Raw genomic sequence first — 15,530 nt, 5'->3', positions numbered from 1 at the left:
TTTCCACCGCAAAAGTGCGGTCGTTTTTTTAAGAATTTTTAAAGGTACAACTATGCAAGAACAATACCGTCCCGATCTGATCGAACCGGAAGTGCAGCAATACTGGCGCGATAATAAAACTTTCAAAGCGGTGAAAGACAACAGCAAAGAAAAATATTATTGTCTTTCCATGTGGCCTTATCCTTCCGGCCGTTTGCATATGGGGCATGTGCGCAATTATACGATCGGTGATGTGGTGTCCCGTTATCAGCGCATGAACGGTAAAAACGTGTTGCAGCCGATGGGCTGGGATGCTTTCGGTCTGCCGGCGGAAGGCGCGGCGGTTAAGCATAATACGGCGCCGGCGAAGTGGACGTATGAAAATATCGCTTATATGAAAAATCAGTTGCAGGCTTTGGGTTTCAGCTATGACTGGGATCGCGAGCTGACCAGCTGCAAACCGGATTATTACAAATGGGAACAACAGTTTTTCGGCGAGCTTTACCGCAAAGGGCTGGTGTATAAAAAAACCTCCGTGGTGAATTGGTGCCCGAACGATGAAACCGTGCTGGCCAACGAGCAGGTACACGAAGGCTGCTGCTGGCGCTGCGATACGCCGGTGGAACAGAAAGAAATTCCGCAATGGTTCCTGAAAATCACCGATTATGCGGATCAATTATTAGGCGGATTGGATAATCTGCCGGAATGGCCGGATATGGTGAAAACCATGCAGCGTAACTGGATCGGGCGTTCCGAAGGGGTGGAAATCACCTTTAAGATTGAACATTCCGAGCAAACCGTGGCGGTTTATACTACCCGTCCGGATACCTTTTACGGCGTGTCCTATATGGCGGTGGCGGCGGGTCATCCGCTGGCGGAACAGGCGGCGCAGCAAAATGCCGAATTAGCCCGTTTTATTCAGGAATGTAAAAACACCAAAGTGGCGGAAGCGGAACTTGCCACCATGGAGAAAAAAGGCATGCCGACCGGCATTAACGCCATTCATCCGCTGACCGGTAAAGCGGTGCCGATTTGGGTGGCTAACTTCGTGCTGATGCACTATGGTACCGGCGCGGTGATGGCGGTGCCGGCGCACGATCAGCGCGACTATGAATTTGCCGCCAAATACGGTTTACCGCTGATTCCAGTGATTGCGCCGGCGGACGGCAGCGAATTGGATATTTCCGCACAAGCTTATACGGAATACGGCGTAAACATCAATTCCGGCGAATTTGACGGGCTGGATTTTCACGCCGCTTTTAACGGCATCGCCGATAAACTGGAAGCCATGGGCGTGGGCAAACGTCAGGTGAATTACCGTCTGCGCGACTGGGGCGTATCCCGTCAGCGCTACTGGGGCGCGCCGATTCCGATGCTGACGCTGGAAAACGGCGAGGTCGTGCCGGCACCGTTGCAGGATTTGCCGATTGTGCTGCCGGAAGATGTGGTGATGGACGGGGTGAAAAGCCCGATTAAAGCGGATCCGAACTGGGCGAAAACCACTTATAACGGTCAGCCGGCTCTGAAAGAAACCGATACCTTCGACACCTTTATGGAATCTTCCTGGTATTATGCGCGCTATACCTGCCCGGATTATCAGCAAGGCATGCTGGACAGCGAGGAAGCCAATTACTGGCTGCCGGTGGATCAGTATATCGGCGGCATCGAACATGCGACGATGCACCTGCTGTATTTCCGCTTCTTCCATAAATTGTTGCGCGATGCCGGCTTAGTGGCGTCCGACGAGCCGACGAAAAAACTGCTGTGTCAGGGTATGGTGCTGGCGGATGCGTTTTATTATACCAGCCCGAGCAATGAACGGATTTGGGTATCGCCGACTAAAGTCACCCTGGAACGTGATGAAAAAGGCCGGATTATCAAAGCGACGGACGACGAGGGTCACGAACTGGTGCACAGCGGCATGACCAAAATGTCCAAATCGAAAAACAACGGTATCGACCCGCAGGAAATGGTGGAAAAATACGGTGCCGATACGGTGCGCCTGTTTATGATGTTCGCCTCGCCGGCGGAAATGACGCTGGAATGGCAGGAATCGGGCGTGGAAGGCGCGAAGCGTTTTCTGACCCGCTTATGGAATTTAGCCTTTGAGTATTGCAAACATCCGGCGGAAACTGCGCTCAATCCGACCGCACTTTCGGGCGCTCAGAAAGCGCTGCGCCGCGACGTACATAAAACCATCGCCAAAGTCAGCGATGATATCGGCCGCCGTCAGACTTTCAACACCGCGATTGCGGCGATCATGGAGCTGATGAACAAATTAACCAAAGCCCCGTTACAGGATGCACAGGATCGCGCGGTTATGGCGGAAGCGTTAAACGCCGTCGTGCGCATGCTGTATCCGATCACGCCGCATATTTGCTTCCGCTTATGGCAGGATCTCGGCAATCAACAGACCATTGACTTCGCTCCTTGGGTGGTGGCCGATGAGGATGCCATGATTGACGAAGAAAAACTGGTGGTGGTGCAGGTGAACGGTAAAGTCCGCGCCAGAATCACGGTGCCGGCGGCGATGGAGGAAGAGGAAATTAAACAGCTGGCGCTGGCGGACGGCAATGTGGCAAAATTCCTTGACGGTTTAACCCTCAATAAAGTGATTTATGTGCCGGGTAAATTGTTAAGTTTTGTGGCTAAATAATCTTGCGGGGCGGCGCATGTCCGCCTTTGTTGTTACAGCGGATATGCTTATTCGCGGTTTGCTCAAAGTCAGGAAGAAATTATGTTCAAATCATGCAAAACAATGTTAATGGCTGCCGCATTGACGGCATTAACCGCCTGCGGGTTTCATTTTCAAAACGGCGAGCTGATTCCGCCGGAATTAAAAACCCTCCGTCTGGAAAGCGGCGACCAATACGGGCCGATGACCATGGCGGTGCGCCGGCAATTGCAGGCCAATAATGTTCATCTGGCCGATGCCAAGGCGAATGTGCCGGTGCTGCGGATCAACAAAACCACCACCAGCGATAAAGTGGCGTCGATTTTTAAACGCGGGCGCGAAGCGGAAAAAATGCTGATCCTGGACGTACAGGCTACCGTGCAGCTGCCGAATAAAGCCGCCTACCCAATCTCTGCCAAAGTCAACCGCACTTTCTTTGACAACTCCCGTGCGGCGCTGGCTAAATCAGCGGAAAAAGAAGTGATCTGGAACGATATGCGCGAACAGGCTGCCCGCCAGCTGATTACCAAAATGGTGGCGCTGCAGTATCAGATGAAAAATGGTAAAAGATAAAATAAATTGGCCGCTTATTGATGACTTTATCGTATTTTTAACGGTAGTTCGAAAAAATAGTTTTTCAAACGCCGCTAAAGAGCTTGGTCAATCAAATGCGTATGTTACGAAAAGAATTAATATTCTTGAAGAAAGCCTACACACGGCATTATTTTATCGTAATACTCGGCATATTAAACTCACCGCAGCGGGAGAATACGTACAAAAGCAGGCAATGGTTATTATTGAGCAAATGGAAAATTTGCTGGCTTACATTGCTGAAAATAAAAAGACGATGTTTGGTCATTTGCATCTCTGCAGTTCTTTTGGTTTCGGTAGGACGCATTTGGCCCGGCCGTTGTCTTTATTTGCCCGGGAATATCCTAATTTAACCTTAGACCTTACATTAACTGATCATAAAATTGATTTAATAAAAGAGAATGTTGATCTTGAAATTTCGGTCGGAAATGACTTGAACGATCGTTATTTCGCTAAAAAATTGGTGGAGAACAAACGTATATTATGCGCTTCTCCCTCATATATTGAAAAGTATGGTTTACCGAAAATACCGACTGATTTAGAAAGACATCATTGTTTATTTTTAAAGGAAAAAAATTCTGCTTTCGGTCTCTGGAAGTTGTTCGACGGTAATAAAGCGCAGTTTGTGACTGTTAACGGGGGACTTACTACGAATAATGGCGAAGTGATATTACAATGGGCTTTGGACGGACATGGTATTATTTATCGCAGTTTGTGGGATGCGCAAAAATATATTGACAAAGGGGCGCTCGTTCACATACTTCCGTCGTTCTATGAGGACGCTTCGATATGGGCGGTTTATCCTCATAAATTAACGGAATCTTTGAAGATCGAGACTTGTGTCAATTTTTTGATGGAATATTTTAAGAATAAAAAATTCAGCTAAAGCCGTTTGACGGCCTTAGCTTTTTTATGAATATGTTGATGGTTATAAGATTAGATGATTAAACTGGCGATAAGTGTCGCTAAAAGCCCTCCTAGACTCATGAAAATACTAGCGTTACTCAGAGTTTTTAATCCTGTCTTCATATCGAATCCGCAACAATTGGTATAAACCCAAAAGTAACTGTCATTAACATGACAATAGGCGCGGGCACCGGCGCCGGAAGCTAAGAAAATAAGAATCGGATCGATATTCAGCTGGTTGGCAATCGGTGCGGTTAATGTCGCTGCAGTAATTACTGCCACAACACCAGAACCTTGCACGATTTTTAAGATAGCCGAAATAACGAACGGAATCAGAATAAATGGTAGGCCGCTTGATACAACGGCTTGAGCTAAAGAGTCTCCGGCACCTGATGTTTTTAACACTTGTCCCAAAGCTCCGCCGGCTGCCGTAATAAAGATAATGGAACCGGCATCTTTTAAGCTAATATCCATCAATTTTAGAACTTTTTCTTGACCGATACGTTTACCTAATAATGCAATTGCGGTGAGTGCGCCGATAACAAGCGCAATATTGGAGTCCCCGATAAATTTAGTCACCGATAAAACAAGGCTGTCCTTTGGAAAAATGGCAGCACAGGTTGTGTTTAAAAGAATTAAGACAATTGGAAGTAATAAAGGTAATACGGAAGCAAAACTTCCCGGAAGCTCTTTTTCATCCACGGATATTTCTTCCTTGTTCAGATTTTCTACAAAACCGTAATAAGCATCAGATTTTTTCATCAGATAAAAATATGCGTACGCCCAACCGAAAAAAGTCATCAGTACGGCGGCGAAAGCTCCCCATAGAATAGCCCGGCCGATATCGATCCCTAATAAGCCGGCGGCGGCTAATGGTCCAGGTGTCGGTGGGACATATACATGAGTGGCCAACAAACCGGCGGATAATGCTACGGCTAATACGCCCAAAGGAATTTTACTTTTTTGCGAAATAGCTTTAATTAATGGAGATAAGATCAGAAATCCCACATCACTGAATACCGGAATGGAAATTAAGTAGCCGCTGATTGACATAGCAATTGAAGAATTTTTTGTACCGACTAGCCTGACTGCATCAAGTGCCATTTTATGCGCAGCTCTTGATTGTTCCAGATAATTTCCCAGCATCGTACCGAAGATAATCACTAATCCAATACTGCCCACTGATTTGGAAAACCCGGTGACAATATCATTTATTGTAGCGCTAGTTCCCATTCCGGATAATATTCCTATGGTGAGCGCCGTCGCCAGTAGGGCCATAAAGGCACTGACTTTTACTTTGAGTGCCAAATATAGCAAGATTATGACACCGATGATAAATGCAATAGTAATAGACATAATATTCACCCCATTGTGTATCTGTTTTGTTTACAGTTACTTAATTAATGAACTATATTTTTAACCACGGATTTATTTGATAATATTTATTTTCAAAATTTAAAATGTCTTGTCTCATTGAAAGGGTAAAACCGATTGCATCCAGCCCGTTAAGTAGCATCTCTTTTTTTAATTCATCAATGGTAAAAGAAATGTCTTCGTCTTTGGTTGAGATGATTTGATGTTTTAAATCTATCGAGATTGTATTTGTAGATGGGTTATTCGCCAATTTCGCCAGTTTCTTGATTTCCGTTTCGGTAATACAAATTGTTAATACACCGTTTCTTAAACAGTTATCGTTAAAAATGCCGGCAAAAGATGTTCCGATTAAAGCTCGGATTCCTAGTTGTTTTAATCCCCATACCGCATGTTCACGACTGGAACCACAGCCGAAATTCGGACCAACGATTAAAAATTTAGCGCCTTGCCAATCATTTTGATTAAGAATGAAATCAGGATTAGGTGAACCGTCCGAATTAAAACGTAAGTCGAAAAAGACGCCTTTATCCAAGCCTTGACGATCAATACCTTTGAGAAATTGTTTCGGCATAATAACGTCAGTATCAATATTGGCTGTCATCATGGGCGCTGCTTTTGCAGAGATTAAAGTGAATTTGTCCATAGTTATGCCTCATCAAAAAATTTACGAACATCGACTAAATGACCTGCCACGGCAGATGCAGCTACCATTGCAGGACTCATTAAATGAGTTCTTGAGCCGGCTCCCTGTCGGCCGGCAAAATTGCGATTCGTTCCCGACGCACAGCGATCACCGGGTGAGAGCACGTCTTCATTCATCGCCAAACACATTGAACAGCCTGACTGACGCCATTCAAACCCTGCTGCAATGAAAATATCCGACAATCCTTCTTTTTCCGCTTTTTCCCGTACTTGTGTTGAACCTGGAATAATCATTCCGCGTACACCATCAGCAATTTTTCTGCCCTTTAAAACTTTGGCGACCTCACGTAAATCTTCAATGCGACCGTTTGTACAAGAACCAATGAAAGCGTGAGAAATTTTAATATCTGTTAATTTCATTCCGGGTTTTAAGCCCATATAATCCAATGCGGTCTGATAATCTTTCTGTTTCTGTTTATCGGTCAAAGAATTCGGATCTGGTACTGTACCGCTAATTATGTCAGCCTGATCCGGACTGATCCCCCAAGTGACGAAAGGTTCTAGATCAGAACAATCCATTTGAATTTCTTTGTCGAATACTGCATCGGGATCACTGGCTAAGGTTTGCCATGCATCTGTAGCAAGATTCCACATCTCTCCTCTAGGTGCTCTCGGTGTCTCCTTGATATATTCAAAAACTTTTTCGTCCGGGGCCATGAATGCGCCACGGGCGCCGGCTTCTACAGCCATATTGCAAATAGTCATGCGGCCTTCGACGCTTAAGTCATCAATAACCTCACCATTGAATTCAATGGCATAACCGGTGGCACCGTCTGCGCCGATTTTAGCCACCAATGCCATAATTACATCTTTTGCCGTAATACCGAACGGCAGTTTGCCGGTTAAAGTTACTCGCATATTTTTTAGTTTTTTATATACCAGCGTTTGGGTCGCTAACAGGTGTTCGATTTCCGACGTGCCGATACCGAAACCGAACGCACCCAACGCGCCATAAGTTGTGGTGTGACTATCTCCCGCCGCAATAACCATTCCCGGTAAAACCAGGCCTTGTTCGTGTGCAACAACATGTTCTATACCTTGACGTTTATCGGTGACGTCAAATAGTTCGATATCGAAAAGCTTGCTGTTTTCCCGGAAATAGTTAACTTGTAGCGTGCCACCCGGATCGGTCATATTGGCATTCCGTTGAGGACGTGTCGGATTTACATGATCAATATTTAATAGAATAGACTTAGGGTTCCAAACGTTTCTTTTTTCTTCGCGCAAACCGCTGAACGCTTGAGGGCTGGTATATTCATTAAGAATGGAACGATCGATATATAAAAGCACATTGCCTTCATCATCAAGTTTTTTAATAGTATGAGAATCAATATATTTTTCATAGAGTGTTTTGCTCATAATACCTCCTAGGTTGAGTTGCCTTTTTAATATGATTTGAGTATAGGTACTCGTTTTTTATACGTCTATGAAAGACAAGCTTTTTTGCTATAAAATGACTATTTATGAAATGTGAAAAATAGCGTAAAATTCAATGAAATCATGGCGTTATATAAATAATAAGAAGGCATTTTTGAAGTTTTGTTTTAATGTCGGTTATGTTATTATTGCAAAATTGTGTTTTATCTGGTGCCACCTAAATAATGAACCGTATTTTCCCGGAGCAACTGTCCGGGCTATTAGCGAATCACCTGTCCTCAGTCTATTATTTAGTGGGGCAGGATCCGTTATTGCTGGCGGAAAGTCGCGATTTGATTACTCATGCGGCCTTTAAGCCGGGATTCGATGAAAAAACGGAACTGGCTATTGACGCTTCTACCGACTGGAATGGGCTGTTTGAGCGCGTACAATCAATGGGATTGTTTTTCAGCCGGCAGGTCATCAGCTTAAATTTAGCTGAAAATCTCACCGCACTTTTACAAAAAAATTTATTGCAATTCATTGAATTATTGCATGCGGATGTGTTGTTGATCGTGCAGCTCGGTAAGCTGACCAAGCCGACGGAAAAGCAGGATTGGTTCGTGCGCGCCAACCAGTACGACGGGCAAAGCGTACTGGTAAATTGCCAGACACCGACCATTGATCAATTGCCGCGCTGGATCGGTCATCGGGCGAAAAGTCTGCAATTGACGCTGGATCATGATGCGCTACAGCTGCTGTGTTACAGCTATGAGAATAATTTGCTGGCATTGAAGCAGGCGTTGCAATTGCTGGCGTTGCTGTATCCCGACGGTAAACTGAGCTTTGCCCGGGTAAAGAATGTGGTGGAGCAGTCTTCGGTGTTTTCACCGTTTCAGTGGATTGATGCGTTGCTGGAAGGCAAAATTCAGCGCGCCGGGCGGATTCTGGCGGGATTGCGCGCCGAAGAGGTACAGCCGATTATTTTGCTGCGCAGCTTACAGCGGGAATTGATGACGATTCTGACGCTGACCCGGCCGTCGCAACGGGTAAACAATCTTGATGAGCCGTTGCCGACCGCGCAGTTACGGGAACAGTTCGATCGTTTAAAGGTTTGGCAAAGCCGCCGTCCGCTGTTCGTGCAGGCGGTGCAGCGTCTGACTTATCGTAAATTGTATGTGCTGATTCAACAGTTGGCGGAGCTGGAACGTGCCGCGAAGCAGGAATTCAGCGATGATCTGTGGGATAAGCTGGCGCATCTGTCGGCACAAATGTGTCAGTGACAAACGTGAAACATCAGCATTCCGCCAATAAACGTTGAATCAGTTTGGCGTTTGCCGGCGGGAATTTACCCGCGTCCAGCTCCGATTGCGCGACCCACATGCCGCTCTGACCTTCCCGCCCGAAGGGTTCGCCGATCCATTGTTCGACCAGATAGAAATGAAAATGAATGATCTTGGTGGGATATTCAAATAAAAATCGCTCAAAAATGACCGCACTTAAGGTGATGATACCGATTTCTTCTTCCAGTTCGCGCGCCAGCGCCTGCTCTGCGCTTTCTCCCGCATCCACTTTACCGCCGGGAAATTCCAGCGATTGACCGAAATCCTGCCCTTCCAGGCGCTGAGTGAGATAGATTTGCCCGAATTCATTGCGGATAATGCCGGCGGCAACGTGGATAAGTGGTTTTGTCATGCTGTCGTCCCTCAGTAGGAAAGCGGTAAAACGGATAATTTTACCGCTTGTGCCGGATCAATCAGTGTGTCGCCCGGCTGCCGTGGCAGTGCTTATATTTTTTGCCTGAACCGCAAGGGCAAGGCTCGTTGCGCCCGATTTTACGTCCCGTTTCCGGCACGGCATCGCTGTTTTCTTCCGGCTGGGCGTTCGGCGCATGATAGTTCATGGCGGCCTGTTCCCGCTGCGCGGCTTCCTGACGCAGGCGTTCCGCTTCGGCAATTTCCTCCTGCGTGCGGATCTGCACCCGGCTTAAGGTGGTGATTACATTTAATTTCAACGCATCAAGCATTTCGGTAAACATTTGGAACGATTCTTTCTTGTATTCCTGTTTCGGATCTTTCTGGGCGTAACCGCGCAAATGAATGCCGCGGCGCAGGTGATCCATGGCGGCCAGATGTTCTTTCCAGAGTTCGTCTAAGGTTTGCAGCATTACGCCTTTTTCAAAGTTGCGCATGGTTTCGGCGCCGACCAAATCCTCTTTGCGTTTATATTCCGCTTCGGCCGCTTCCACAATGCGTTCGCGCAGGGTTTCTTCATGCAGCGCATTGTTTTCTTCCAGCCATTGCCCGACCGGCAGATCCAGGGCAAAGTCCTGTTTCAGGCGTTGTTCCAGTGCCGGAATATCCCACATTTCTTCCAGCGATTGTGGCGGAATATATTGATCGATCACGCTGTTAAAGACGTCTTTGCGGATAACGTCAATGGTGTCGGAAATATCCTCGTTATCCAGCAGTATGTTACGTTGCTGGTAAATGGCATGGCGCTGATCGTTGGCTACGTCGTCAAATTCAAGCAGATTTTTACGTCCGTCAAAGTTGTGGGTTTCCACTTTCGCCTGCGCCGAGGCGATGACCTTGGCCAGCAGTTTGGATTCCATCCCTTCGCCCGGCGTGCTGAATGCTTTGCGCATCATGTTCAGTTTGCCTTCGTTCAGGTAAATGCGCATTAAGGCGTCTTCTAAGGAAAGGTAGAAACGGGAAGAACCCGGATCGCCCTGACGGCCCGAACGTCCGCGCAGCTGGTTGTCGATACGGCGCGATTCATGCCGTTCGGTACCGATAATATGCAGCCCGCCCGCCTGTTTGACGATATCGTGACGTTCCTGCCAGGCGGCTTTAATGGCGTCGATTTGCGCCTGGGTCGGATTATCCAGTTTCGCCACTTCCGCTTTCCAGTTACCGCCGAGTACGATATCCGTTCCGCGCCCCGCCATGTTGGTGGCAATGGTGACTACGCCCGGATAACCGGCATTGGCGACGATTTCCGCTTCCTGTGCATGGAATTTTGCGTTCAGCACATTATGTTTGATGCCGGCTTTGGTCAGCGCGGCGGACAGTAATTCCGATTTTTCGATGGAGATAGTCCCGACTAGCACCGGTTGATTGCGCGCGACGCAGTCTTTGATGTCTTCGATAATCGCATCGAATTTATATTGTTCGGTTTCGTACATCACATCGGTGCGGTCGTCGCGGATCATCGGACGGTTGGTCGGGATGACGATGGTTTCCAGCCCGTAAATTTGCTGGAACTCAAAGGCTTCCGTATCCGCGGTACCGGTCATCCCCGCCAGTTTTTCGTACAGGCGGAAATAGTTCTGGTAAGTGATGGAAGCGACGGTTTGGTTTTCGTTTTGAATCGCAACCCCTTCTTTGGCTTCGATCGCCTGATGCAAACCGTCCGACCAGCGGCGTCCCGCCATGGTGCGGCCGGTGTGTTCGTCAACAATGACGATTTCGCCGTCTTTCACGATATAATCCACATCGCGTTCAAACAGCGTATGAGCGCGCAGGGCGGCATACACATGGTGCAGCAGCGTGATTTTCGACGGTGAATATAAGGAATCGCTTTCGCTCATCAGACCTTGTTTAATCAGCCATTGTTCGATTTTCTCTTGACCGCGCTCGGTCAGATAAGCCTGTTTGCTTTTCAGATCCAACGTGTAGTCGCCGTCGCCCTGATATTCTTCGCTGTCTTCTTTGTCCTGTTTGATCAGAATCGGAATCAGCTTATCGATAGCGATGTACAGTTCCGAGCTGTCTTCAGCCGGGCCGGAAATAATCAGCGGGGTACGCGCTTCATCAATTAAAATGGAATCCACTTCGTCCACTAAGGCGTAATGCAGCTGTTTTTGAAAACGATCCTGCGCCGAGTGAGCCAGATTATCGCGCAGATAATCAAAACCCAGCTCGCTGTTGGTGGCATAGGTGATGTCGGCTGCGTAAGCGGCGCGTTTTTCTTCCGGCGCCAGACCCGGAACGTTGACGCCCACGGTCATGCCTAGAAATTCGAATAACGGGCGGTTAGTCTCCGCATCGCGCCGGGCGAGGTAATCGTTTACCGTCACCACATGCACGCCTTTGCCGCTGAGCGCGTTCAAATAACAAGGCAATGTGGCGGTTAAGGTTTTCCCTTCACCGGTGCGCATTTCCGCAATACAGCGGTTATTCAGTACCATACCGCCGATAAGCTGCACATCGAACGGACGCATGCCCAAGACGCGTTTGCTGGCCTCGCGCACGGTGGCGAAAGCCTCCGGAATTAGTTCTTCCAGCTTGCTGCCGTTTTGCAGCCGGCTGCGGAATTCCGCCGTTTTGGCTTTGAGCTGGTCGTCGCTTAAGGCTTCGAATTCCGGTTCCAGTTTATTGATTTTAGCGACCTGTTTGTTCAGACGGCGTAAAATACGCTCGTTACGGCTGCCGAAGATTTTAGTTGCAATAGTTCTTAACATGATTTTTCTTGTCTAAATAATAAAATTAATCAATGCAGCTTAACGGTACGTTAAACTGCGAATTCAGTGAATGGTATCAATAAATCAGGTGAGAAGCGGCCCGGCGCGAATCGGCGGGCGAGAATTGTAAAGGGCGGTGCAAAAGTGCGGTTCGTTTTGGTGCAGAATCTGCGCTTCGCGGCAAAAATGCGGCGATTGCAGCATATGCAGCGACTGAACTTGTCTGACCAGTGAAACGGTATGCTGAATCTGTTGCTGCGCCTGACGCTGTTCGTTCGGATAACTGTCGGTGCCGAGCGGCGAATTTTCCAGTCCCTGTGCGGCGGGTAAGGCAAAAATCGCGATCATACTTAACAGTAATCGCGACCAGAAATGCGGTTTGCCCTTTGTTGAGATCATCGGATATTCGTTTTGCCCATTAAAAAAACTGCCCTATTGTAGCGGAAATTCGCTACAATGTCTCATAATCATTAGGCATATTGGGGCAAAAACGGGTAAAACAAGGCAATGAAATCCACACGATACCATAAACCGGTGAATGTGCAGGAAGTGCTGACCCATTCCGGTCTGGCGCGCATTATGCAGCAAGGCTTGCGGGTGCATCATCTGAATGAACGGATACAGACTTTATTTCCCCGGCAGTTTAAAGGCCTTTACCGTGCGGCGCAGATGGAAAACGACAAACTGTTTATTGAGACGGCAAATGCCATGGTGCGGCAGGGGCTGTTATTCAGAGAGCAGGAATTGCTGGCGTTGATTAAGCCGGACTATCCGCAGATTCGGCAGCTGATATTTAAAATCAACCCCGAGCTGGCGCAGCGCGGTGCTTTGTAATGTATTTTGGGTTAAGGATAAACAATGCAGGATATTTATCATTCAATATCTCATTTCGGAAGGATTCTGGGATCGCTGTTTTATTACGCGCCGGAGGAAGAACAAAATCAATGGCTGATTACCTTTTTTCAGCGCGAAAACTGGCAGGCGGATGTGAATTTTCTGCCTTCCGAGGTGCTTGAGCGCATTCAAACCTTGTTTACCCGCAATCCGGCAGATATAGCGCAGCTGGCGGCGCAGTTTCAGGCGTTGTTTATCGGCCCGGATGCGTTGCCCGCTCCGCCGTGGGGATCGGTTTATCTGGATAAGGATGCGGTGATTTTCGGCGCGTCATTATCGGAGATGCGGGATTTTCTGTTGAAAAACCGGATTGAATTGTCGCTGCCGGTCAATGAACCGGAAGATCATTTCGGGCTGATGTTAATGCTGCTGGCATTTCTGGCGGAAAATCAACCGCACTTAGTGGCGGAATATCTGGAACAGCATTTACTGCCCTGGACGCCTCGTTTTCTGACCTTGTTGGCAGAGCAGCAAATCTCGGCTTTTTATGCCGGATTGGGCTTATTAGCCGATGCCTTGCTGGATTACTGGCAGCAGGCGATGGGATTACAGGCAAAAGCGATGCCGCTTTATCGTTAAGTGATTTGCGATTACCCCGCCGCCTCAATATAACCCCTGAATCGGGCGCAGCGTGCCGTTCGCCCGTTTTGCTTTAATTGCGGCACATGTTATTCATTTCCCGAACTTCAATAGCTTTATTCCATTCGTTTTCGTCTTAAATTCCGTCGGTTTAGTGTCATCTTCCCGCTAATTTGACCGATATCATAATCAGTCTGTCAGGATACGGATATGGTTACTCCCTCTTACTCACACGTTGTTATCGGTATAAGGAGGGCATTTATGGCATAAGCGAACGGTTTGCTTTTTCGCAACACATGATCTTGATAGGTTTAGCCGCATGAGGCGCCGCTGTTATTACGGCCGCCGTGTTGGGCGTAAGTTGTATAATGATATTGAATTTTAGAGGTGAAAATGACGACTTTTATTGAATTTTTAGCAAAAATTGTTGCCCCGCTGCAACGTCAGTTTATTAATTTTATCCGGATCGCCATTTGTATCGTGATGGTGTGGATCGGCGGTTTAAAAGTATGCCAGTATGAGGCCGACGGCATTGCGCATTTTGTATCGAACAACCCGTTTCTGAGCTTTTTGTATAAAAACGGTGCCAATTTAGTGCCGAATGAAAACGGTGAAATGGTTAAGGAATATACCTTGTATAAAAATCCGGAAGGAAAAATGGTGGCGAAAAATATCGAATGGCATAAAGCAAACGGTACGTATACCGCCTCTTATATCATCGGTGCGATGATTGTAACGATCGGGTTATTGACGTTGGCCGGCATTTGGTCGCCGACGCTCGGGATGTTCGGCGGGCTGCTCACCTTCGGGATGTCAATCGTCACGTTGTCGTTCCTGATCTTTACGCCGGAAACCTGGGTGCCGAATTTAGGCGGGGATATGCCGACGCCGCATTACGGCTTTCCGTATCTTTCCGCCGCCGGACGCTTGATTATCAAGGATATTATTATGATGGCGGGCGGTCTGGTTGCCGCGGCCGAATGTGCCAAACGGATTCTGGCGCAAGGAAAAACCGCCTGATAGGTAAAGCGTTTTCGTTGCGATAATTTCGGAGCAGGCGCCGTTCTGCTCCGTGCTTTACGCTTGTTGTGCCGCGTTGCGGGCGCTTGCCGGCCGGTGCGCAGCGCACGCAGCGCGGTATTGACTCGGCGCGCTGCCAAAGTAGCGTTTAAAGATCTGACTGAAATGCGATTCCGATTGATAACCTACCTCGGCGGCGATGGCGAAAATAGATTTATTGGTATGCCGTACCAGCATTTGCGCTTTTTGCATGCGCAGATCGGATAAGAGTTTTCCCGGCAGTGCGCCGGTTTTTTGTTTGAATAAACGGATAAAACTGGCGCGAGAGAGGGCGCAGCGTTCGGCCAAGTTATCCATCGTCCAGCGATAAGCGGGATTTTGCAGCATGGCGTTGGCGGCGTGAAACAGACGTTTGTCCTGCAACGCCGCTAAAATGCCGTGATTAACCGCATGGCTTTGTAAATAATCGCGCATCAGGTAGGTAAACAATACGGTGCATAAGCCGTCAATTACGGATTTATTCGCCAGTCCGGGCGTGGTTTCCTGCTGCAAAAGCGTCAACAGAGACATAATCGAGCGGTTATTGGCGGATAAATGCAGTTGAGGTAAGTGCAGAAAAGCGAGCGGGGAGTCGCTTGCGTAACGGAAGTAACCGCAGAACATTTCAAAATCATGGGAAAGCTGATTATTGCGGCAAAAGGTTAACGCGCCCTGCTGTTGCTTCACGATGGGGGCGGCGGCGTCAGGCTGTGTTTCCGTGCTGCTGAGGGTATGCGGCGTACCGTAAGGTAAAAAGAACAGGTCGCCGGCGTGCAGATGATAGCACTGATCCGCCGTTTGCACGCGGCAGCTGCCTTGTGAGATCAGATGAAAAATACCGAGCGCGTCGGCTTGCGGGTGAGAAACGATCCAATCGCCCTGAAAACGGCACAGTATGTTGATTTCGCCTTCGATTTTTGTCAGCTGCAGCAAACGATCCAGATAGTCCAT

The 15,530-nt window shown here is 48.0% G+C and carries 14 protein-coding genes; 7 read left to right on the top strand and 7 right to left on the bottom strand.

Annotation, left to right across the window (positions count from 1 at the left end; genetic code table 11):
- The first annotated feature begins 52 nt into the window (after positions 1–52).
- The 3 genes from leuS (at position 53) to ACESOH_RS01170 (ending at position 4,130) form a co-directional block, all read left to right on the top strand.
- Positions 53–2,635 (top strand): leucine--tRNA ligase, encoded by a 2,583-nt coding sequence (gene leuS / locus ACESOH_RS01180; RefSeq protein ID WP_373099146.1) that lies wholly within the window; start codon positions 53–55, stop codon positions 2,633–2,635.
- Between the two features lie 81 nt (positions 2,636–2,716).
- Entirely contained in the window at positions 2,717–3,226 is a 510-nt protein-coding gene (gene lptE, locus ACESOH_RS01175; protein WP_373099144.1) for an LPS assembly lipoprotein LptE, read from the top strand.
- A complete protein-coding gene (locus ACESOH_RS01170; protein WP_373099142.1) occupies positions 3,213–4,130 on the top strand; it encodes a LysR family transcriptional regulator in 918 nt (305 codons plus the stop codon). Before lptE ends, ACESOH_RS01170 begins: the two co-directional genes overlap by 14 nt.
- A 50-nt stretch (positions 4,131–4,180) precedes the next feature.
- On the opposite strand, the gene ACESOH_RS01165 is transcribed toward ACESOH_RS01170, so the two are convergent.
- From ACESOH_RS01165 to leuC, 3 genes are read right to left on the bottom strand one after another with little or no spacing between them, the layout of a single operon-like run.
- Positions 4,181–5,506, bottom strand: a complete 1,326-nt coding sequence (locus ACESOH_RS01165; protein WP_373099140.1) for a GntP family permease — start codon at positions 5,504–5,506, stop codon at positions 4,181–4,183.
- 52 nt (positions 5,507–5,558) lie between these two features.
- Positions 5,559–6,167: a 3-isopropylmalate dehydratase small subunit gene (gene leuD / locus ACESOH_RS01160; protein WP_373099138.1), complete on the bottom strand. Its 609-nt coding sequence runs from the start codon at positions 6,165–6,167 to the stop codon at positions 5,559–5,561.
- A 2-nt stretch (positions 6,168–6,169) separates the two neighbouring features.
- Complete coding sequence (gene leuC / locus ACESOH_RS01155) at positions 6,170–7,585, bottom strand: 3-isopropylmalate dehydratase large subunit (protein WP_373099136.1); 1,416 nt, start codon at positions 7,583–7,585, stop codon at positions 6,170–6,172.
- Between the two features lie 242 nt (positions 7,586–7,827).
- On the opposite strand from leuC, the gene holA reads away from it, so the two are divergent.
- Positions 7,828–8,865 (top strand): DNA polymerase III subunit delta, encoded by a 1,038-nt coding sequence (holA, locus tag ACESOH_RS01150; RefSeq protein ID WP_373099134.1) that lies wholly within the window; start codon positions 7,828–7,830, stop codon positions 8,863–8,865.
- 13 nt (positions 8,866–8,878) lie between these two features.
- On the opposite strand, the gene mutT is transcribed toward holA, so the two are convergent.
- From mutT to secM, 3 genes are all read right to left on the bottom strand, one after another.
- The gene (gene mutT / locus ACESOH_RS01145) at positions 8,879–9,277 is read right to left on the bottom strand and encodes an 8-oxo-dGTP diphosphatase MutT (RefSeq protein ID WP_032092478.1); all 399 of its coding nucleotides are present in this window, start codon (positions 9,275–9,277) and stop codon (positions 8,879–8,881) included.
- 61 nt (positions 9,278–9,338) lie between these two features.
- On the bottom strand, positions 9,339–12,047 hold the full coding sequence (gene secA / locus ACESOH_RS01140; RefSeq protein WP_373099132.1) for a preprotein translocase subunit SecA: 2,709 nt from the start codon (positions 12,045–12,047) through the stop codon (positions 9,339–9,341).
- An 84-nt stretch (positions 12,048–12,131) separates the two neighbouring features.
- Positions 12,132–12,395 (bottom strand): secA translation cis-regulator SecM, encoded by a 264-nt coding sequence (gene secM / locus ACESOH_RS01135; protein WP_373099130.1) that lies wholly within the window; start codon positions 12,393–12,395, stop codon positions 12,132–12,134.
- Positions 12,396–12,554: 159 nt separating this feature from the next.
- Here secM and ACESOH_RS01130 point away from each other — a divergent pair, with 159 nt between their 5' ends.
- The 3 genes from ACESOH_RS01130 (at position 12,555) to ACESOH_RS01120 (ending at position 14,540) form a co-directional block, all read left to right on the top strand.
- Entirely contained in the window at positions 12,555–12,881 is a 327-nt protein-coding gene (locus ACESOH_RS01130) for a DciA family protein (RefSeq protein WP_373099128.1), read from the top strand.
- A gap of 24 nt (positions 12,882–12,905) precedes the next feature.
- Complete coding sequence (gene dmsD, locus ACESOH_RS01125) at positions 12,906–13,520, top strand: Tat proofreading chaperone DmsD (RefSeq protein WP_373099126.1); 615 nt, start codon at positions 12,906–12,908, stop codon at positions 13,518–13,520.
- Between the two features lie 393 nt (positions 13,521–13,913).
- The gene (locus ACESOH_RS01120) at positions 13,914–14,540 is read left to right on the top strand and encodes a YkgB family protein (protein ID WP_373099125.1); all 627 of its coding nucleotides are present in this window, start codon (positions 13,914–13,916) and stop codon (positions 14,538–14,540) included.
- Positions 14,541–14,597: 57 nt separating this feature from the next.
- Here the strand turns inward: ACESOH_RS01120 and ACESOH_RS01115 are convergent, their stop codons facing one another.
- Positions 14,598–15,530, bottom strand: coding sequence for an AraC family transcriptional regulator (locus ACESOH_RS01115; RefSeq protein ID WP_373099124.1), 933 nt, complete (start codon positions 15,528–15,530; stop codon positions 14,598–14,600).

The organism is Necropsobacter rosorum (assembly GCF_964241405.1).
GTDB lineage: Bacteria > Pseudomonadota > Gammaproteobacteria > Enterobacterales > Pasteurellaceae > Necropsobacter > Necropsobacter rosorum.
The sequence above is the reverse complement of the archived record's forward strand: the minus strand, read 5'-3'. Positions and strand labels throughout refer to the sequence as shown.